General features: G+C 37.8%; 23 protein-coding genes. 12 read left to right on the forward strand and 11 right to left on the reverse strand.

The features are described from left to right. The first annotated feature begins 9 nt into the window (after nt 1-9). The gene (locus tag D1013_RS11755) at nt 10-966 is read left to right on the forward strand and encodes a sterol desaturase family protein (RefSeq protein ID WP_121849016.1); all 957 of its coding nucleotides are present in this window, start codon (nt 10-12) and stop codon (nt 964-966) included. 65 nt (nt 967-1,031) lie between these two features. Here the strand turns inward: D1013_RS11755 and D1013_RS11760 are convergent, their stop codons facing one another. The 3 genes from D1013_RS11760 to D1013_RS11770 all read right to left on the reverse strand — a co-directional run bounded on the left by D1013_RS11760 (nt 1,032) and on the right by D1013_RS11770 (nt 2,701). Continuing rightward, the gene (locus D1013_RS11760) at nt 1,032-1,844 is read right to left on the reverse strand and encodes a TerC family protein (protein WP_121849017.1); all 813 of its coding nucleotides are present in this window, start codon (nt 1,842-1,844) and stop codon (nt 1,032-1,034) included. 11 nt (nt 1,845-1,855) lie between these two features. Beyond that, nucleotides 1,856-2,233: a DNA topoisomerase IV gene (locus D1013_RS11765; RefSeq protein WP_121850706.1), complete on the reverse strand. Its 378-nt coding sequence runs from the start codon at nt 2,231-2,233 to the stop codon at nt 1,856-1,858. 84 nt (nt 2,234-2,317) lie between these two features. Continuing rightward, nucleotides 2,318-2,701, reverse strand: a complete 384-nt coding sequence (locus D1013_RS11770) for a helix-turn-helix domain-containing protein (RefSeq protein ID WP_121849018.1) — start codon at nt 2,699-2,701, stop codon at nt 2,318-2,320. A gap of 286 nt (nt 2,702-2,987) precedes the next feature. Between D1013_RS11770 and D1013_RS11775 the strand changes: the two genes are divergently transcribed. The 4 genes from D1013_RS11775 (at nt 2,988) to D1013_RS11790 (ending at nt 6,153) form a co-directional block, all read left to right on the forward strand. Further along, nucleotides 2,988-4,112 carry a M14 family metallopeptidase gene (locus D1013_RS11775; protein WP_121849019.1) on the forward strand — a complete coding sequence of 375 codons (1,125 nt, stop codon included), beginning with the start codon at nt 2,988-2,990 and terminating at the stop codon, nt 4,110-4,112. Between the two features lie 92 nt (nt 4,113-4,204). Continuing rightward, nucleotides 4,205-4,684 (forward strand): Lrp/AsnC family transcriptional regulator, encoded by a 480-nt coding sequence (locus D1013_RS11780; RefSeq protein ID WP_121849020.1) that lies wholly within the window; start codon nt 4,205-4,207, stop codon nt 4,682-4,684. 69 nt (nt 4,685-4,753) lie between these two features. Next, the gene (locus D1013_RS11785; protein WP_121849021.1) at nt 4,754-5,269 is read left to right on the forward strand and encodes a DinB family protein; all 516 of its coding nucleotides are present in this window, start codon (nt 4,754-4,756) and stop codon (nt 5,267-5,269) included. Continuing rightward, a complete protein-coding gene (locus D1013_RS11790) occupies nt 5,266-6,153 on the forward strand; it encodes a YihY/virulence factor BrkB family protein (RefSeq protein WP_121849022.1) in 888 nt (295 codons plus the stop codon). The genes D1013_RS11785 and D1013_RS11790 overlap by 4 nt, the downstream gene beginning before the upstream one ends. Before the next feature lies 1 nt (nt 6,154). Here D1013_RS11790 and D1013_RS11795 read toward each other — a convergent pair whose 3' ends face one another. Continuing rightward, nucleotides 6,155-6,484: a hypothetical protein gene (locus D1013_RS11795; RefSeq protein WP_121849023.1), complete on the reverse strand. Its 330-nt coding sequence runs from the start codon at nt 6,482-6,484 to the stop codon at nt 6,155-6,157. A gap of 129 nt (nt 6,485-6,613) precedes the next feature. Beyond that, entirely contained in the window at nt 6,614-7,678 is a 1,065-nt protein-coding gene (gene aroB, locus D1013_RS11800; RefSeq protein WP_121849024.1) for a 3-dehydroquinate synthase, read from the reverse strand. A gap of 127 nt (nt 7,679-7,805) precedes the next feature. Between aroB and D1013_RS11805 the strand changes: the two genes are divergently transcribed. Further along, on the forward strand, nt 7,806-8,972 hold the full coding sequence (locus tag D1013_RS11805; protein WP_121849025.1) for a proline dehydrogenase family protein: 1,167 nt from the start codon (nt 7,806-7,808) through the stop codon (nt 8,970-8,972). A gap of 49 nt (nt 8,973-9,021) precedes the next feature. Here the strand turns inward: D1013_RS11805 and D1013_RS11810 are convergent, their stop codons facing one another. From D1013_RS11810 to porX, 6 genes are all read right to left on the reverse strand, one after another. Beyond that, nucleotides 9,022-9,402 (reverse strand): DUF4258 domain-containing protein, encoded by a 381-nt coding sequence (locus D1013_RS11810; RefSeq protein WP_121849026.1) that lies wholly within the window; start codon nt 9,400-9,402, stop codon nt 9,022-9,024. 91 nt (nt 9,403-9,493) lie between these two features. Beyond that, nucleotides 9,494-10,693 (reverse strand): alanine dehydrogenase, encoded by a 1,200-nt coding sequence (locus D1013_RS11815; protein ID WP_121849027.1) that lies wholly within the window; start codon nt 10,691-10,693, stop codon nt 9,494-9,496. Between the two features lie 111 nt (nt 10,694-10,804). Continuing rightward, complete coding sequence (locus tag D1013_RS11820; protein ID WP_192466544.1) at nt 10,805-11,461, reverse strand: TMEM8 family protein; 657 nt, start codon at nt 11,459-11,461, stop codon at nt 10,805-10,807. A gap of 108 nt (nt 11,462-11,569) precedes the next feature. Then, complete coding sequence (locus D1013_RS20375) at nt 11,570-11,713, reverse strand: hypothetical protein (protein ID WP_162987888.1); 144 nt, start codon at nt 11,711-11,713, stop codon at nt 11,570-11,572. A 204-nt stretch (nt 11,714-11,917) separates the two neighbouring features. After that, entirely contained in the window at nt 11,918-12,328 is a 411-nt protein-coding gene (gene tsaE, locus D1013_RS11825; protein ID WP_121849028.1) for a tRNA (adenosine(37)-N6)-threonylcarbamoyltransferase complex ATPase subunit type 1 TsaE, read from the reverse strand. Between the two features lie 14 nt (nt 12,329-12,342). Next, on the reverse strand, nt 12,343-13,884 hold the full coding sequence (gene porX / locus D1013_RS11830) for a T9SS response regulator signal transducer PorX (protein WP_121849029.1): 1,542 nt from the start codon (nt 13,882-13,884) through the stop codon (nt 12,343-12,345). A 145-nt stretch (nt 13,885-14,029) separates the two neighbouring features. On the opposite strand from porX, the gene D1013_RS11835 reads away from it, so the two are divergent. Genes D1013_RS11835 through D1013_RS11860 form a run of 6 tightly spaced genes read left to right on the forward strand, consistent with a single transcriptional unit; the run spans nt 14,030 to nt 20,075 of the window. Beyond that, nucleotides 14,030-15,259: an HD domain-containing protein gene (locus tag D1013_RS11835; protein WP_121849030.1), complete on the forward strand. Its 1,230-nt coding sequence runs from the start codon at nt 14,030-14,032 to the stop codon at nt 15,257-15,259. A 23-nt stretch (nt 15,260-15,282) separates the two neighbouring features. After that, the gene (lpxD, locus tag D1013_RS11840) at nt 15,283-16,332 is read left to right on the forward strand and encodes a UDP-3-O-(3-hydroxymyristoyl)glucosamine N-acyltransferase (RefSeq protein ID WP_121849031.1); all 1,050 of its coding nucleotides are present in this window, start codon (nt 15,283-15,285) and stop codon (nt 16,330-16,332) included. Continuing rightward, nucleotides 16,313-17,698 carry a bifunctional UDP-3-O-[3-hydroxymyristoyl] N-acetylglucosamine deacetylase/3-hydroxyacyl-ACP dehydratase gene (locus D1013_RS11845; protein WP_121849032.1) on the forward strand — a complete coding sequence of 462 codons (1,386 nt, stop codon included), beginning with the start codon at nt 16,313-16,315 and terminating at the stop codon, nt 17,696-17,698. The genes lpxD and D1013_RS11845 overlap by 20 nt, the downstream gene beginning before the upstream one ends. A 1-nt stretch (nt 17,699) precedes the next feature. Next, the gene (lpxA, locus tag D1013_RS11850) at nt 17,700-18,485 is read left to right on the forward strand and encodes an acyl-ACP--UDP-N-acetylglucosamine O-acyltransferase (protein WP_121849033.1); all 786 of its coding nucleotides are present in this window, start codon (nt 17,700-17,702) and stop codon (nt 18,483-18,485) included. Between the two features lie 50 nt (nt 18,486-18,535). Further along, complete coding sequence (gene efp / locus D1013_RS11855; RefSeq protein WP_121849034.1) at nt 18,536-19,102, forward strand: elongation factor P; 567 nt, start codon at nt 18,536-18,538, stop codon at nt 19,100-19,102. Nucleotides 19,103-19,142: 40 nt separating this feature from the next. After that, a complete protein-coding gene (locus D1013_RS11860) occupies nt 19,143-20,075 on the forward strand; it encodes a UDP-3-O-(3-hydroxymyristoyl)glucosamine N-acyltransferase (protein WP_121849035.1) in 933 nt (310 codons plus the stop codon). Nucleotides 20,076-20,100: the final 25 nt, after the last annotated feature.

The raw sequence follows: 20,100 nt of genomic DNA on the forward strand, positions 1-20,100 counted from the left end.
ACTGATTGAATGGATTTTACCAACCCCCTCGTTTACGGAGTCCCCTGTTTTATTGCTTTTATACTTTTAGAACTTACTTACAGTAAAACTCATGGTCATGACGACCTGTATGTTTGGAAAGATTTAATGGCTAGTGGAGCTATGGGTATTGGCTCCGCAATTTTAGGGCCGCTCATTAAGGTTACGGTTTTAATTGTTGTTTTTGAGTTTACCTATGAGGTTTTCAATCCGATAGTTGACGGCGTGCGAACCAATATTATGGGGTATAAATCTTTTGGTTATGCTTGGTACGTTTGGCTTCTTTGCCAATTGGCCGATGATTTCACTTATTATTGGTTCCATAGGGCCAACCATGAAGTTCGCATTCTTTGGGCGGCGCATATCGTACATCATTCCTCCGATAATTTTAATTTAGGCACAGCAGTTCGTAACGGTTGGTTTACCCTACTTTACAAACCTTTCTTTTATATGTGGATGCCTGCCATTGGTTTTCCGGTCGAAATGGTCATTATCTGCTTGGCTATCGAGTCGCTATGGCAATTTCAATTGCATTCGCTTTATGTGCCAAAAATGGGATGGATCGAAAAAGTTTTCAATACGCACACCATGCACCAGGTTCACCACAGTCAAAATGTAGAGTATCTAGATAAAAACCACGGCGGATTTTTAAACATCTTCGATAAGATATTTGGCACTTGGAAAGAATTGGATGATGATATCGAAGTGAAATTTGGGGTAATTCATGCGCCTAATTCATATAATCCTATAGTGATTTTGACACACGAGTTTAAAGATATTTGGGCCGATGTAAAGAAGGCCAAAAAGTTTTCTCACAAGCTGATGTATATTTTTGGCCCTCCGGGATGGAGTCCTGACGGCAGTACATTGACCGTTAAGCAACAGCAGCGTATGTTTAATGAGCAAAAAACTAAAAACCCTGAGGCTGTTTTCAGTAGACCGAACTAAGTAATTTAAAACTTTAAATAAAAAACCCCCAAGCGAAATAGCTTGGGGGTTTTTTATTAAGTTTGTTACTCTTTTATTTCCTTAATTTCTGAACGGGTATTTTTCTTCATTCGTAAGTCAAGAAACTCGACGAGCAAGGAGAAGGCAATGGAAAAATAGAGGTATCCTTTAGGGATGGTTCCCACCTCGTTTCCAAAAACGATAAGGTGCCCGATATGGGCTGCCTCTGCAATGAGCATAAACCCAATAAGAATAAGAAAGGAAAGACCCAGTATTTGAATGGAAGGATGTCTATTGACAAATTCTCCAACCGGGTTGGCAAACAGCATCATAATAACCACAGAAATTACTACCGCTACAATCATCAGTACCAATACGTCATTCGGATTAGGGGAAATACCATTGGTCATACCAATGGCCGTCAAAATGGAATCGAACGAAAAGACAATATTGATCAGTGTAATCTGAACGATAGCTTTCGTCAGGGTAGTGGCTTGCCCTTTCTTAACCTCTGCTTCGTCATGACCTTTGTGTTCTACTTTTTCATGTATTTCTCTCGTACTCTTGTAGAGAAGAAATAATCCTCCGGCGAATAAGATTATGGCTTGGCCACTGATTCCCCCTGAAATCCAATCGTTTTCAAAGACCCAGAAAGGTTTCTTCATAGAAGTTAATAACGTAATGCCGAAAAGAAGTATGATTCGCATTGCCATGGCCAGAACCAAACCAATGTTGGTGGCTTTCTTTCGTTGACCGGGCTCTAACTTACCGGCAGCAATTGAAATAAAAATGATGTTATCGATGCCGAGAACGATTTCTAAAAATGTCAAGGTCAAAAGCGCAATCCACGCATCTGGATTGGAAAATATTTCAAACATAATAGAAAGGTTTAGTCAGTTTTAATGGCCACACCTTTTGATTTTCGGCTTTGGCCAACTATGTTATATTCAAATGTATACGAATTATCAGTGGTTGACAATATTTTCATATGAATAGGCTTTTCTTCAGCCATATTCTTCGGATTAAGCTTTTTAACGATATACTCACAATCGTTTATCCATCGAATATTTGCCGAGTCCGCTTTACCTTCAAAATAATCTATTTCTAGTTCACCAAAGCGCTCGAAGATGGTTGTTTTTTCTTCTCCATTTATTTCCGTGGTAAAGGAGAACTTACCATTCTTAAACTTTTTGCAATTTCTTTCTGGTTGGTAGCAAGAAATAAGTGTAAAAAAACCAAACAAGCTTAAAAGTAAAGGGCGTATCATCAATAAAAGGTAGGTAAAATTTAAAGCTGCAAGATAACCTATATGTCTGTTATTTACATGCATTTCGGTTATATCAAAGGATGGTTATTTGGGTGTAAAAGGCTCAAAACTGCCGTCGGAATAAAAAATTATGATTTTTTCAATTTTTCTTTCCGCTTTTGTGGATTTTTGAACCGTTTGTATCGCTAATGGGTCCTTTTGTTTCGGAGATGGATAAGAATGCTGGTCAGAATTTTGAGGGGAAGAGGGAAATTCACCCTTTCCGTTCAACAACCAATAAAGATTTACTGCAGGATATGTCTGGACTACTTTCATCACAAAATCTAGACTTGGTTTGTTACGGCCCGATAATAGATGAGAAATACTCGAACGCTGAACTTGTATTTGGTCTGCGAACTGTGACGCCGTTAAGCCATAATGAGTAAGCAGAAGATTTAATCTTTCAATGAATTCCGACGAGTTTACCATTGTAAATTATTCTCTTTTTAAATAAAAGTTTCTGGTGATGAGATAGGTAAAAAGTTTACAGTTATCAAATTTTTAATTAGACTAACGCTCTTAATGAAATATATTAAAACATTGATTTTAAGTGATTTGAATTTTAATAAAAACAAATGGTGTTTTTAATCAGAAGTTAATTTACAAATGTAAAATACAAGCCCTTGTAAAAACCGACTTATTTACAATTGAAAACAACTAATTATACAAATGTAAAATAAATAGAACTTATTTTTGCTTTTCTAAAATAATTGAGGTGATATCAAACGAGCTTTACGAAAAGATAAAAGAACAATCTATTACAGGTAGATATGTGGTACATGGTCAAATTCAAGAAGTACTTAATAATTTACCGTCGTCATATAAAATTGAGCATGTTGGTAGTTCGGTTCTCGGGAAAAGTATTAATGCCGTAAAAATAGGTACCGGAAAAGAAAAGGTTTTCATGTGGTCGCAGATGCACGGCAACGAGTCTACCACTACCAAGGCAGTATGCGATCTGTTTAATTTTTTAGTAAGTGACGATGTACTTGCTAAATCTATATTGAATCATTGTACCTTAATGATTATCCCCATGTTGAACCCTGATGGGGCTGAGGCTTATACCAGGGTTAATACCAACGAGGTTGACTTAAATAGGGATGCGCAAGATAGAAGTCAGCCAGAAAGTAACGTTCTGCGCGATGTTTTTGAAAGATTTGAACCTGATTTTTGTTTCAACCTTCATGATCAACGTACCATATTTAATGTAGGTGAAAGCAATAAACCGGCTACCGTGTCCTTTTTGGCTCCCGCTCATGATGAAGAACGAAGCATTTCTCCGTCTAGGGCAATTAGTATGAAATTGATTGTTGCTATGAATGAAATGCTGCAAGGTATTATTCCGAATAGGATAGGCCGTTATGATGATAGTTTCAATGCCAATTGTGTTGGTGATACCTTTCAAATGTTGAATACACCTACCATATTATTCGAATCTGGTCATTCTCCGAACGATTATATGCGTGAACAAACCAGAGAGTATATTTTTCTCTCATTGCTGAAGGCTCTCAATGTAATTGCGGAATCAAAAGTGGAAAATTTTTCTATTGAGAAATACAATTTGATTCCGGAGAATAGCAAACACTTCGTTGATATATTACTTATCAATGCAGATGGTTTGAAGGAAAATAATTCCTCAAAAATAACCATTCCGGTCCAGTTTAAGGAAACATTAATTAACGGAAGTCTTGAGTTCGTTCCTGAATACTACAACCCCGAGGATACAGAAATCAAGTACGGACATTTAACAATTGACTGTTCTCTAGATAGTGATTTACAAGAACTTAAAGCCAAAGAGTATTACCCTTTAATTGATAAGATTTTTCAGACTTTATCTTAAAAAAACGTTTTCGTTACGTTTTTGTTATAAAAAATGAAGATTTAGTACGTTTTATTTTATAATTTTTTATTTTTGCTGAAAATCTAACCATCATGGGAAAAGTAAAATTAGACGAAATTGACCACCAGATTCTGGACATGTTGATTGACAATACCAGGACCCCTTTTACCGATATTGCCAAAAAGCTTTTAATTTCGGCAGGAACGGTTCACGTAAGGGTTAAAAAAATGGAGGAGGCCGGAATCATTAAAGGTTCTTCATTAACCCTCGATTATGTTAAACTAGGTTATGCCTTTATAGCCTATGTGGGCATTTTCTTGGAAAAGACACACCAAACTAAATTTGTACTTGAACGTTTAGAAGAAATACCAAACGTTACAGTAGCCCACATTACCACAGGAAAATTCAATATTTTCTGTAAAATCAGGGCAAAAGATACCAATCATGCCAAAAACATCATTTTTAAAATAGATGATATTGATGGTATTAGCAGAACGGAAACTATGATTTCCCTAGAAGAAAGTATCAATGATAAAAAACGATTGATGCATACCATCTTCAACGAGCTATAAATAAAAAGAATTCATAATTGAATCAATCCCGAACCTTTGTGTTCGGGATTTTTTTTAGCTTAGTATTACATGAAGACGACAGATTTACAGTTTACGAAACCCTTTCCCTTCTATAAAAACTATATAGACTTAGTGAAGGATGTGGAATTGATGGATATGCTGCAACGGCAATCTCAGAATTTTCCTGAATTTATGGCTACCATACCGCAGAGCAAATTAGATTTTAGGTATGCGGAGAATAAATGGACGATGGCAGAGGTGCTTTTGCATATTATAGACTCAGAAAGAATTTTTCAATACAGGGCGCTACGCTTTTCCCGTGGTGATCAAACTCCTTTGCCAGGTTTTGAACAGGACGATTATGTGCCTTTTTCCAAAGCTAATAATCGAACCTTACAAAGTTTGATAGATGAGTATTCTATAGTTCGGAATTCTACACTTCACTTGTTCAATCAATTTGATACTAACGATTTGGAAAGAAAGGGTATAGCAAGTTCTCTTGATTGGAGTGTTGGTGCTTTGGGTTTTGTCATCTGTGGTCATCAAAAACATCACAGAAATATTCTGCGCGAACGTTATTTATGATTCTGAAAAAACTCAAAATATTTTGGTTATTACTCAAGAGAACCGGAGTTTCTTGGGTTGATAACGACCCATTTGGCAAAAGTGCTATTGTGGCCTATTATGCGCTCTTTTCTTTACCCTCATTATTGATGATGGTCGCCTGGATTGCGGGTTCCATTTATGGGGTCGAAGCTGTTAAGGGTAGAATAGTCGAGAAAATCGGGGGGCTCATTGGTGAAGGGGTATCCGAGGCAATTGAAGGTATGATTGCCAATGCCGCCCTAAACGATGGCTCGGTTGTAACCGTAGTCATAGGTGTAGGTATGTTGCTCTTTGGTGCCACGGGAGTGTTCGTAAGGCTTAAAATGGCAATGAATGATATTTGGGGGGTAGAGTCTAAAAAGAAGGTATGGATACAAATGTTTTTAGACCGTATGATTTCTTTCGGAATGGTGTTGGTTTTGGGCTTTCTATTTCTAATATCTTTAGTACTCTCTGTAGTCTTAAAGACCTTAAGTGCCTACGTCAGCACTTTTGCGCCCGATATCGCTGTTTTTGTGGCTAATTTTTTTAGCCTTCTATTGCCTTTTTTGGTAATTACGGGACTATTCGCAGCGTTGTTCCGTTTGTTACCTGATATTCATATAAGGTGGGGAACCACTTTTTGGGGAGCGGGACTGACTACAGTTTTGTTTTTAATTGGCGAATATCTACTGGGCTATTATTTCACTACAAGTGATCCGACTTCGGTATACGGCGGAGCATCGTCAGTCGTTCTGATTTTACTTTGGGTCTATTATACCTGCATCATTATGTTTTTCGGGGCGGAATTTACCTTTCAATATGCACATTATATACGAGAAAAGGTAGAGCCTAATAAAAATGCACTTCCAAAAGAAAACTGAGTTAATCTAAATCTTCATCCAGTTCCATGTCGGTTTCCAGTCCTGGATCAAATTCATCTGCATCTGAACTATCATGAACTTTTTCAGGCTTTGATTCCAACTCACGTTCAATGGTCTCATCGAAATTGGCAATAAAATCGGAAAGGCTTTTACTGATCTTAACTAAGTAAACGGTATCAGTGGTTCTCAATTCAACGGCCTGAACAGTTTCACCTTGAAGGTTCTTAAAGACAATCAAATCGTCGTCACCGTACCCATCAGGGTAGGTTTCAATTAAAAGAGCTGCCAGTTCATGGTCAAGCTTTTTGTAATCAACAAGTTTACGCAACATAACTCTGTGGGGTTAAATAGTTTAAAAATTTAATTAGGTTTTGGTCTATCTGAAATCCTTACCTAATCTATATAATTTTTAAATAGAAAATTCCAAAGAGTTGTAAATGGTTGTTTTTAGTATATGAACTTAATTTTCAGCGTAGTATGCGAATGCAGCTTTAAATAGTTCACCAGGAACTTGAACATCAATAGCCGGTTCTCCAATGCCGTTTAGCAACACAAAATTGATTTTACCGTGCGAATTTTTTTTGTCAAATTTCAATAATTCCAAGATAGAGTCAATATCGTTGTCCGTAAAATCTACCTTCTCATATCTACTCAAAAAAGTGGTCTTGATATCTTCTAAATCTTCAGTCGGCAGCTCGGTCAGTTCTTTAGAGAGATATCCTTCTAAAATCATGCCTATAGCAATGGCCTCTCCGTGCAACAGTGTCTCTTTATCTACATTTTCGAGACAATACGATTCGATGGCATGCCCCAAGGTGTGTCCGAAATTCAAAATCTTTCGTAAATTTTGCTCTGTTGGGTCTTCAATTACAACCTCATTCTTGATGGTTACCGAATGATAGATTAAATCATCTAATAGGTTGAAAGATGAAATTGACTTAAGCTGGTTCCAATAATTTGAATCTTTGATCAAACCATGTTTGAGCATTTCGGCATAGCCACTTTGCAATTGGCGCTCATCTAAAGTTTTTAGAAAATCTGTCACTATAAGAACCATTTCGGGTTGATTAATAACACCTATCTGATTTTTCAGGCTTCCAAGATCTACTCCAGTTTTGCCGCCGACTGAGGCGTCGACCATTGATAGTAGGGTAGTAGGCACATTTATAAAATTGATTCCCCTTTTAAAGGTAGATGCTACAAAACCGCCTAAGTCGGTAAGAACGCCACCTCCAAGATTGATTAACAAACTTTTGCGGTCACCATCCAATTCTGAAAGTACATGCCAGACCTGCGTGCAGGTTTCTATATTCTTGTTAATTTCACCAGACTCTATTTCAATTATTTCAAATTCATAATCACCTCGTAAATGGGCCATGAAACTGGGCAAGCAGTGCTCATGGGTATTTTCATCTACCATTATAAATACCTTTGAATATGTATTCTCAATAAGGTGGTTGTTCAGGGCATCATAGGCTCTTTGATTGAAATGAACGGCGTAAGAGTCTGAAATTATAGATTGCATGATGATTTGTAAATGATTGTACTAAGCGGAAATCTTTATAAAATGTTAAGTGCAAAATAAAGGATATTTTTTGGGCCAGTAATATAAATTGTGTCTTTATATTTGCCCCCATTTTTAACACGAAGGAATGAAGCGAATATTCGAAGACACTGCTACGGCTTTTGCGTTGAAAACCGATTCGGAACTTGAGCGCGCTTATTTTATTTTTAAAATGATTGCCAATGAACCATTGGTCAGAATTGGCAAGGCTATTACGAACTTTGCCATTAAAACTCATTTGCCGGTAGAGAAATTGATCCGGGCTACGGTTTTTGATCATTTTTGTGGAGGTGTAAACGAGTTTGATTGTTTGCCTACAGTAGATCGAATGTATGAGAAGAATGTATGTTCGGTACTTGATTATTCTGTGGAAGGAAAAGATACCGAAGATCCGCTAGACGATGCCTTGGCCATGGTTTTAAAGGTGTTGGATTTTGTGAAGGAAAAAGATGCTATTCCTTTTGCGGTTTTCAAGCCTACTGGCTACGGACGATTTTCGCTATTTCATAAAGTTAATAAAGGTAAAACACTTACTGCAGAAGAACAGGAAGAATGGCAGAGAGTGCTAAATCGATTTGATAAAACCTGCAAACGTGCCCATGAACTGGGGGTATCTTTATTAGTAGATGCCGAGGAAAGCTGGATTCAGGATGCGGCGGACCTTTTGGTAGAGGACATGATGCGCAAGTACAATAAAGAAAAAACCATTGTTTTCAATACGTTACAAATGTATCGTTGGGACCGATTGGATTATCTTAAAAACCTTCATAAAAAGGCCAGAGAAGAAGGCTTTAAGCTTGGTTTCAAAGTAGTACGTGGCGCGTACATGGAGAAAGAAAACGAAAGGGCTGAAGAAAAAGGTTATGCCACACCAATCTGTGCATCAAAGCAAGAAACCGATGTTAATTTCGACAATGCCATTACCTATATGGTCGACCATTTAGAAGATATTGAAATTTTCGCCGGTACCCATAATGAAAATAGTAGTTATAGGTTGATGGAGTTAATGAATGACCGCGGAATAAAGAATGACGATAATAGGGTATGGTTCGGTCAATTATATGGTATGAGCGATCATATATCGTTTAATTTGGCGGCCAGGGGATATAAAGTTGCCAAATACTTACCTTTCGGACCAGTACGAGATGTAATGCCTTACCTAATAAGACGTGCAGACGAAAACACTTCGGTCGCCGGACAGACCAGTAGAGAACTTGATTTATTGGAGAAAGAAAGAAAGCGTAGAAAAATATAATACTTTTCAGATATTTTAAATTCAGTTTAGGATAGAAACAACGGTTTTTTTATTCCAAAATCTTCTCTAGAACGACTTTTTCCCTGCAATTTTTGAATTGCAAAACGGAAGCTTTTCCTTTTAATGTACCCTCAACGATATAGATTTTGCATGGGGTTGATTGTGTATCACTTTTACCAAAATCAACATTACCGTCCTTGAGAAAATTAGAAATATCCAAGGTATCCAATTGCTGATTTTGAATTGATTTTTCAATCTCTTCCGAAAATGAAATAGGCTTGCTGCTTAAGTCTTTTATAGCACGACAATTCGGAAAGTAGCAAAACTCTGTTCCGGTCTCTTCAGATTTGTTTTTAAGGAAAAAGGTGAGAAAGACAATACCTATCGATAATCCCACTAAATAAAAACCAAGACGTTTTAAAAAAGCCATCTAATAAAATCTTATGAACTAATTTTTAGAAGGCCACAAAAATACAAATAAGCTTGGCAAAATTAGGTATGTTTTCCCGCTTAGGTTTGATTTAAAAAATCAGAAAATTAATATCGCTGTACTGAAGATCAAACCATTCACCGACCGATTTGTTGGTTAGAATTCCGTGATACATATAAAGTCCGTTTCTAAGCCCTTTATTAAATCTCAAGGCATTTTCCATTCCCCCATTTTCACCTAATTCCAATAGATAAGGTGTAAAAATGTTACTGATGGATAAGGTTGCCGTCTTCGGATAGCGCGATGGGATATTAGGCACCCCGTAATGAATTACCCCAAATTTTTCTATTGTCGGTTTGGTGTGATTGGTGACTTCACTGGTTTCAAAACAGCCTCCCATATCGATACTGACATCTATTATTACGGCACCTTTTTTCATCTGCTCAACCATGGTAGAGGTAACAACAACTGGCGATCTGTCTTTTCCTCGCGTTGCACCAATGGCCACATCACAGCGCTTGAGTGCTTTGATTAAATTCTTGGGCTGAATGGTCGAAGTATAAACCGTTTGCCTTAGGTGCGCCTGAATATTTCTCAGTTTGGTTATTGAGTTGTCAAAAATTCTAACGTTGGCCCCGAGCCCCAAAGCTGATCTGGCAGCAAATTCCCCAACGGTTCCCGCACCGATAATAACTACCTCTACAGGGGGAACGCCACTTATATTACCGAACATTAAACCATTACCGTCGTTGGTAGCCGCCATAATTTCAGATGCAATCAAAACGGATGATATTCCAGCTATTTCACTTAAAGAACGAACGGCAGGGTATTTTCCATCCTCATCCCTAATATATTCAAAAGCAATGGCCGTAACTCGCTTTTTGGCCAGCTTTTCAAAATATTCTTTCTTTTGCGTTTTTAATTGCAATGCGGAAATAACCGTCGCTTGCGGATTCAACAATTCTATTTCTGAAACGGTGGGAGGCTCAACCTTGAGTAGTAGGGGACAAGAAAATACTTTCTTAGTATCTCGTGTGATTTCCGCTCCCGCATTGGTATAATCTAAATCGGTGTAATGAGCACCATCTCCAGCTCCCGATTCTATTAAGACCTTATGTCCGTTTGAGGTAATTGCGTTTACTGCATCGGGTGTCAAACAGATTCGTTGCTCTTGATATTGGTTTTCGCGGGGTATACCTATATAAAGCTCTCTTTTTTGTTTGAAAACTTCTAAGGTTTCTTCTTGCGGAAGTAACTGTTGCTTGCTGAATGGTGAGGCAGGTTGGCTCATGGTCTAGGTTTGCTAATCGCAAAGTTTGGATTAACAGTAAAAATACGACAATTTGTGGAATGGAAAAGAGATTTTAATTTAAGGTGCAGTTAACTATTCGAAGTTAAATGCTTAAGATTTTATTTGAAGCCAATCGTTTAATTGCCCTTGAACTTCTTTAATCTTAGAGCCTATTTTATGAGTAGAAAGCTTTTCATCCAACTCTTCTGAAATCGACGGAAGAATTTCTTCATCCATCACATCTTCATTTGATTGTAGCTTGAGTTTTTTGGCCTTTTCTCTAGCCTGTTTATCCTTGAGTTCCTTAAGTTCTGCTTCCATGGCTTCTAGGTCTATGCCATGAACATATTTATCAACCAGTTTGATTCTGATAAAATAGACAATAGGTATGACTACCATACATACACCTAAAAGGTACATGATTTCATTTTCATCTATTTTTTTGATGTCTTCTACAAGTACACTATACAGTTGAAAACTATACATGGCTATAGGAATAAGAATGGCATGGTACCACCATCTTTTACAGGTAGAGAACCATATAATCAGTAGTACAAGAGGAATAATTTTACTTAAATAAAAATAGAAGGCCATTGAGATTTCACCATAGCCGTTATCGGTAAAATGCATGCCCAAAAAAGACCAGGTTTCATCTTCATTAAAAGGAAGATACTTGTATGAATAGAAAATAATCGGAGAAACGGTGATAATCAACGCGATTACACCCTCTAAAATCAATTTTCTTCTAACTATCTTTTTCTCTCCCATGTGAACTGTACATCGACATGTACATAACAAAAAAAATAAATATTTATTGCAATAAAAAAGGCGACACGTAAACGAATCGCCTTTTTGCATTCTTTTTAATGATCTTGCTTAAGCCCTTACAGCTTTTGCAGCCTTCTTTTTGTCAACACTATGCGTTTCATAAAGGCTATCGTCATCTGCTGTAGTTGCAGAATCACATGAAACAGCTAACAATGCTACACTTGCCATAAGGCCAAACACGAATTTTTTCATTTTCGAGGGTTTTTTTCGGTTAATAAAAAGGTTATTACACTTACAAAAGTAGGAAAAAAACCACCAAAAAAATGTTATACATCTGAAAAAAAACGTACTTAATCGATAAAATTGAACTTTTTGTCGATTTTAACGAAACAAGAGCAATAAAATTTATGCAATAGCGATGTGCACGAGCACAAAATAGAACAAAATATTTGAAATCTAAGCAAGATGAAGTTTTCTTGTATGAAAATCTAAGATTTCAATCTTAAGTTTCTGATAATCAGAACTAATAAGGGTTGGTATTTTCTCAGGCCATTCGATAAATACAAAACCAGGCTGGCTCAAATAGTCTTCTAGACCTAAATCTAATGCTTCCATCTCATCATTTAACCGATAAAAATCAAAATGATACGCTAGTTGTTTACCCTGCTTATCATGATATTCATTAACTATACCAAAGGTAGGACTACTTCCTGAGTCAGTTCCGCCTAACTGCTTTACCAAAGCTTTTATAAGCGTTGTTTTTCCGGCACCCATTGGAGCATAAAAAAGTACCACATTGCTCTTCAATTCTTTCAGAACTTTTTTGGCCACCAACTCTAAATCCTCTTCCTTATAGATTAATTCCATTATAGTCAACTAATTTATTTTGGCGAAAGTACAACAAAGGGTATAATCATTTCCTCTAAAGAAACCCCGCCATGCTGATAAGTATTTCGATAATAACTTACGTAGTGGTTATAATTATTAGGGTAAGCAAAGAACAAATCGTTCTTTGCGAAAATAAAAGAGCTGCTCACATTAATTCTAGGTAAATGAATTTTTTCTGGATCCCTAGCTGCCAGAACATCCTTATCTTCAAAAGTTAGACTACGCCCCGTTTTATATCTTAGATTGAGACTGGTGTCTTTATCCCCAATAACTTTACTTGGTTGCTTAACATTAATGGTGCCGTGGTCAGTAGTAATAATCAGCTTCATTCCTAATAATTGCGCTTGCTGAATAATTTCTAAAAGAGGGGAATTTTTAAACCAACTTTGCGTAAGACTTCTATAGGCCTTGTCGTTACTTGCCAATTCTTTGATAACCTCCATTTCGGTTTTGGAATGTGACAACATATCTACAAAATTGTAGACGATAACCGTTAGATCATTCTCCTTTTGCGATTTAAAGTTTTGCGACAATTGCTTGCCTTGTTTCAGGCTGCTAATCTTATGGTATTCCCATTTCAAATCGAGGCCTAATCTTTTTATTTGTGCCTCTAAAAAATCAGATTCATGTAGATTCTTGCCGCCATCGTCTGTATCGTTTTTCCACCATTGCGGATACTTTTTTTCCATATCCAATGGCATCAATCCAGAAAATATGGCATTTCGGGCATATTGGGTAGCTGTTGGCAAGATGCTGAAATAAGAATTCTCCTTTGATTTTTTATAAAAAGCCGATATAGTGTCTTCGAATGCATACCACTGATCGTACCTCAGATTATCGATGACTACCAATAGGGTTGGGTTGTCATCTAATTCTGGCTGGATCCACTCTTTAAATAGAGTATGAGACATTATGGGCCCGTCGCCATGAAACCAGTCAATATAATTACGGTCTACGAACTTACCGAAGTGATTGTTGGCCTCTGTTTTTTGAGATTCGAGTATCTCAAACATGCTGTTATCTTCAATATCTTCTAACCGCATTTCCCAATAAATCAGTCGTTTGTAAAGATCGATCCATTCATCGACCGTATTCACCATTGAAAGATCCATAGCTATCTTACGAAACTCTTGCTGATAATTGGCAGTTGTTTTTTCCGAAACCAACCTAGAATGGTCTAAGTTCTTTTTTAAGGACAATAGTATTTGATGAGGATTTACTGGCTTGATCAAGTAATCGGCAATTTTTGACCCGATGGCCTCTTCCATAATAAATTCCTCTTCACTTTTAGTAATCATCACTATGGGCAAAGAGGCATCTATCAGCTTTATCTCGTTCAGGGTTTCCAAACCTGAAATACCGGGCATATTTTCATCTAAGAAAACAATATCAACACTGGTTTCTCGCAATTTTTCCAAAGCTTCTTGGCCGCTTTTACAAGTAAAAACCTGATAGTTCTTTCCTTCTAAAAATATGATATGAGGTTTGAGAAGATCGATTTCATCGTCGACCCATAGAATGGAAATTTTATTCATTCTCTGACTTTTCGATTATTAGTAGATTTTCAAAAATGATGCAAGTTTAAGGGCTTTTTCGATAGTTAGAAAAAAATCTTATTCGAACGCCAAACATCTTCTTTTAATTAACTTTGGCGTTTACAAAAAGGAAAACTCCAATATTTTGACGACCTCTAGGAAATTGAAAATCTTCAATGATCCAATTTACGGATTTATTACTATTCCCAATCCGCTAGTTTTTGATTTAATAGCGCATCCGTACTTTCAAAGGTTGCGTCGAATTTCTCAAATGGGCCTTTCCTATTTGGTGTATCCTGGGGCCCATCACACACGGTTTCATCATGCCTTAGGTAGCATGCATTTAATGCAAAAGGCCGTTCAGGTACTTCGCTTTAAGGGGGTCGAAATTACCCAAGAAGAAGAGAACGGACTTTATTGCGCCATACTATTACATGACATAGGCCATGGGCCTTTTTCACATGCCATGGAGCACAGTATTGTTGAGAGCACCAGTCATGAGTTCATATCGCTCCAATTTATGGAGTCGCTCAATAAAACCTTTAAAGGTAAATTGAACACTGCGATTGCCATCTTCAAGGGCCAGTATGACAAAAGGTTTCTCGTACAATTAGTTTCAAGCCAACTTGATATGGACCGGCTCGATTATCTTAAAAGAGATAGCTTCTATACGGGTGTCGCCGAAGGAAATATCAATTCTGAACGCCTTATCTCTATGTTAAATGTGGCGAACGGAGACTTAGTAGTTGAGGAAAAGGCCATTTATTCGGTAGAAAAGTTTCTCATCGCTCGCCGATTTATGTATTGGCAGGTTTATCTACATAAGACAGGTATTGTTGCCGAACAATTATTAATAAGGGTCTTGAAACGCGCCAAAGAAATATTAAAGGAAGAACACCTTAAAAGCTGTAGTGAACCCTTGCAGTTTTTTCTTGAGAACAAGATTGAATCTGAAAATTTTAATGAGAAGGTGTTGAATACTTTTGCTCAGTTAGATGATGTAGATATTTTATCGGCCATTAAAACTTGGCAAAAGAATGACGATTTTGTTCTTTCTGAACTTTGTCAAATGATTTTAAACCGGCAATTGTTAAAGGTAAAATTGAAGAACAAGCCGATTGACAAAATCCGTGAAGAAAAATATTTGAACAAAGTAATAAAGCAATTTTCTCTATCGGCCCATGAGGCTTCTTATTTTGTTTTCACCGGTGAGATTGAGAACAAGGCCTACGATCAAGAGAAACAGCACATTAATATTCAAAAGAAAAACGGAAAATTGATGGATGTCGCCAAGGCTTCGGATCAACTTAATATAAAGGCACTTTCCAATACGGTGACCAAATATTATATCTGTTATCCCAAAGAATCTGTTTGACAATTTTTCTTACTTTTGTGCTCATGGTATTCACGGCAGGTCAAATTGCGGGAATTTTAGAGGGCGAACTCGAAGGAAATCCAGAGATAGCTGTTCATAAACTCGCAAAAATTGAAGAAGGGGAAGCAGGGTCTTTGACCTTCTTGGCAAACCCAAAATATACATCTTATATATACACTACAAGGGCTTCAATTACCATTGTAAACAAAGATTTTTCTCCTGAACAAGAACTTTCTACCACATTGATAAAAGTAGAGGATGCCTACGAGGCATTTTCAAAGGTCTTGGAGTTCTACAATCAGGTCAAAAACAATAAAACTGGTATTGAAGAGCCCGCATTCATTTCTGATACGGCATCATATGGTAATGAATTTTACCTAGGTGCTTTTTCCTATTTGGGCAGTAATGTAGAAATAGGAAATAATGTGAAAATCCATCCGAATGTATATATTGGTGACAATGTGAAAATAGGTGATAACGTCACTGTTTTTGCTGGTGCCAAAGTGCATTCCGAAACGGTTATCGGTAATAACTGCGTTATACATAGCGGCGTTGTTATTGGTGCGGACGGGTTTGGTTTTAGTCCTGATAAAAATGGCGAATTTCAGAAAGTGCCGCAAACAGGCAATGTCATTTTGGAAGACAATGTCGATGTGGGAGCAGGCACAACTATTGACAGGGCCACATTGGGATCGACCATTTTGAGAAGAGGGGTAAAATTAGACAATCAAATACAGATTGCCCATAATGTTGAAATTGGCGAACATACCGTAATTGCTGCCCAAACGGGTATTGCCGGGTCTGCCAAAATAGGAAAACATTGTATGATAGGTGGGCAAGTGGGTATTGTAGGCCATATTACCATTGGTGATAACGTAAGAATACAGGCCCAATCGGGAATTGGCCGAAATGTACAGAGCAATGAAGTTCTTCAGGGATCACCGGCATTGAATTACGGTGACTATAATAAGTCTTACGTACATTTTAAGAACTTACCGAAAATTTCAAATAGAATTGACGAACTGGAAAAAAAATACAGCGAGCAATACAAGAATGAAACAGAGAACCATTAAGAAAGAGGTTATTCTCAAAGGTGTGGGGTTACACACCGGTGCCGAAGTAACCATGAAATTTGTTCCGGCGCCAGAAAATCACGGCTACGCATTTAAAAGAATAGATTTAGAAGGGGAACCCATTGTTGAGGCCGACGCCAATTATGTGGTCAACACGCAAAGGGGAACAAACTTGGAAAAAAGGGGAGTAAAAATACAAACATCGGAGCACGTGCTTGCCGCTTTGGTAGGTATGGAAATCGATAATGTACTTATTGAACTGAACGCTCCCGAACCACCAATTATGGATGGTTCTTCTAAATATTTCGTTGAAGCCTTGGAAATTGTCGGGGCGGTAGAGCAAGAAGCCGATCGGGATGAATATGTAGTAAAAGATGTCATTTCCTATAAAGATGAGGCTACTGGTAGTGAAATTACCGTAATTCCTTCGGATGATTATCAGGTAACTACCATGGTCGATTTCGGCACCAAAGTTTTGGGTACCCAAAATGCCACTTTGGAAAAACTTTCAGATTTTAAAGAAGAGATTGCCAATGCTAGAACTTTCAGCTTTTTGCATGAGCTTGAAATGCTTCTTGAAAACGGGCTTATAAAAGGAGGTGACCTGAATAATGCCATTGTTTATGTCGATAAAGAGATATCGGATGAAACAATGTTGAAATTAGAAAAGGCTTTCGATAAGAAGAAGCTATCTGTAAAACCTAACGGAATTTTAGATAACCTTACTCTACACCAACCTAATGAAGCGGCTCGCCACAAGTTGTTGGATGTTATTGGAGATTTAGCACTTGCAGGCACCCGAATTAGAGGTAAGGTGATTGCCAATAAACCTGGCCATTACGTGAACACCCAGTTTGCAAAGAAATTGGCGAAAATCATCAAGCTTGAAAAACGAAATAGAATACCTAAATATGACTTAGATCAACCGCCATTGATGGATGTTCATAAGATAATGTCGATGTTGCCACATCGACCTCCATTTTTGCTGATCGATCGTATTTTAGAGCTTTCGGATACCCACGTAGTGGGCATGAAGAACGTAACGATGAACGAACCCTTCTTCGTTGGTCATTTTCCAGGAGCTCCTGTCATGCCAGGTGTTTTACAAGTAGAAGCTATGGCACAAACGGGAGGTATATTAGTGTTGAGTACCGTTCCCGATCCAGAGAATTATCTAACCTTCTTTATGAAGATGGATAATGTAAAATTCAAGCAAAAAGTACTTCCGGGCGATACGCTAATATTTCACTGTAGTTTAATCTCGCCTATTAGAAGGGGAATTTGCCACATGCAGGCTTATGCCTATGCCAATAACAAATTGGTTTGTGAAGCAGAGCTGATGGCGCAAATCTCAAAAGTAAAATAAGATGAATCAACCCCTTGCTTATATACATCCCGGAGCTAAAATTGCAAAAAATGTAGTGGTAGAACCTTTCACCACCATTCATAATAACGTAACCATTGGCGAGGGCACATGGATCGGTTCTAACGTAACCATCATGGAAGGCGCCAGAATTGGTAAGAACTGTAATATTTTTCCTGGTGCGGTCATTTCGGCTCCCCCGCAAGATTTAAAGTATAATGGTGAAGATACCACTGTTACTATTGGGAATGGTACTACTATCAGAGAGTGCGCTACCATTCATAAAGGTACTTCAGACCGTCATAAGACAGTTATCGGCAAAAACTGCTTGATAATGGCGTACTGCCATGTGGCCCATGATTGCATTGTTGGTGATAATTGTATTTTTTCGAACAACTCAACTTTGGCCGGCCATGTGACCATTGGCGACAATGTAATTCTTGCTGGTTTAGTGGCCGTACATCAATTTGTATCGGTCGGTCAGCATGCTTTTGTCACAGGTGGTTCGTTGGTTAGAAAAGATGTGCCTCCCTTTGTAAAAGCAGCGAGGGAACCTTTGTCTTACGTAGGTATTAATTCTGTTGGTTTGCGCAGACGCGGATTCGTTTCAGAAAAGATTCGGGAAATTCAGAATATTTATCGAATTCTATATCAGAAAAACTATAACAATACCCAGGCTACCCAGATTATCGAAGCGGAAATGGAGGCAACCCCAGAACGCGACGAAATTCTACAATTCATTAGAGATTCACAGCGAGGTATCATGAAGGGCTATTTTAGCAATAACTAGAGTAGACTACTTCTAAACACTTCGTTTCATTATAAAAAACAGACAAATTTATGGCATCAACATCAGATATTAGAAAAGGTTTGTGCATTCGCTACAACAATGATATTTATAAGATTATCGAATTCTTGCACGTAAAGCCCGGTAAAGGACCTGCTTTCGTTCGTACTAAACTTAAAAGTGTGAGTAATGGTAAAGTATTGGACAATACTTTTTCTGCCGGACATAAAATAGAGGATGTACGTGTAGAAACAAGATCATACCAGTTTCTTTATGCGGAGGGTGAAACTTATCATTTCATGAACACCGATGACTACAACCAGATTACCCTTCAAGAAGGTGCTTTGGATACCCCAGGTCTTTTGAAGGAAGGGGAAATAGTTACCATTCTGTTCAATACCGAAGATAATATGCCTTTGTCTGTCGATATGCCCGCCAGTGTTGTGTTGGAAGTAACTTATACCGAGCCAGGTGTTAAGGGTAATACGGCCACAAATGCGACCAAACCGGCTAAAGTAGAAACAGGTGCTGAAGTGAACGTTCCTTTGTTTATTAATGAAGGCGATAAAATTAAGATAGACACTTCGAGCAACTCTTATATGGAGCGCGTAAAGGAATAGCTAGCAGATTTTTCTTTAGATTTATTTTAATACTGATCCTTTGAAATTTCCTGTTGCTTACACACTAAAACAAATCGCTGCTATTATCGACTGTGAATATGTCGGTTTAGACGATTTTCCGATTACCGGCATGAACGAAATTCATGTCGTAGAGCCGGGGGATATTGTTTTTGTCGACCATCCGAAGTACTACGATAAGGCACTTTCCAGTAAGGCAACCATAGTACTCATCAATAAGCAAGTAGAATGTCCTCAAGGAAAGGCTCTATTGATTTCTGATGATCCGTTTCGGGACTTTAACAAGCTGACCAAGTTTTTTAAACCTTTCGAAAAAGCATTAAACTCCATAGCCTCATCGGCAAAAATCGGTCTAAACACGGTAATACAACCCAATGTGTTTATAGGCAATAATGTTACTATTGGAGATAATTGCCTTATTCATCCTAATGTTACCATTTATGACAACTGCATTATTGGTAATAATGTGATTATACATGCAGGTACCGTTTTGGGCTCCGATGCGTTTTATTATAAAAAGAGGGAAACAGGCTTTGATAAACTGATTTCAGGTGGCCGAGTGGTTCTTGAAGATGACGTTGAACTAGGTTCTCTTTGTACAGTTGATAAGGGGGTAACGGGCGACACTACGATTAAAAAAGGTACCAAGCTTGATAATCAGGTTCATGTAGGGCATGATACCGTTATCGGGGAAAAGTGTTTAATAGCTTCCCAAACGGGAATAGCCGGTTGCGTTGTAATTGAGGATGAAGTTACCTTATGGGGTCAAGTCGGTACCAATAGCGGAATAACCATTGGCAAAAAGGCCGTAATAATGGGCCAGACAGGCGTTACAAAATCCGTCGCAGGAGGAAAGAGCTATTTTGGTACTCCCGTTGAAGAATCAAGGGAAAAACTAAAGCAATTGGCCTACGTAAAGAAAATACCCGCCATCCTAAAAAAAATAGAGAAATAATTACCTCTCTAATCCTTTAGAAATT

Source organism: Euzebyella marina, assembly GCF_003687485.1.
GTDB lineage: Bacteria > Bacteroidota > Bacteroidia > Flavobacteriales > Flavobacteriaceae > Euzebyella > Euzebyella marina.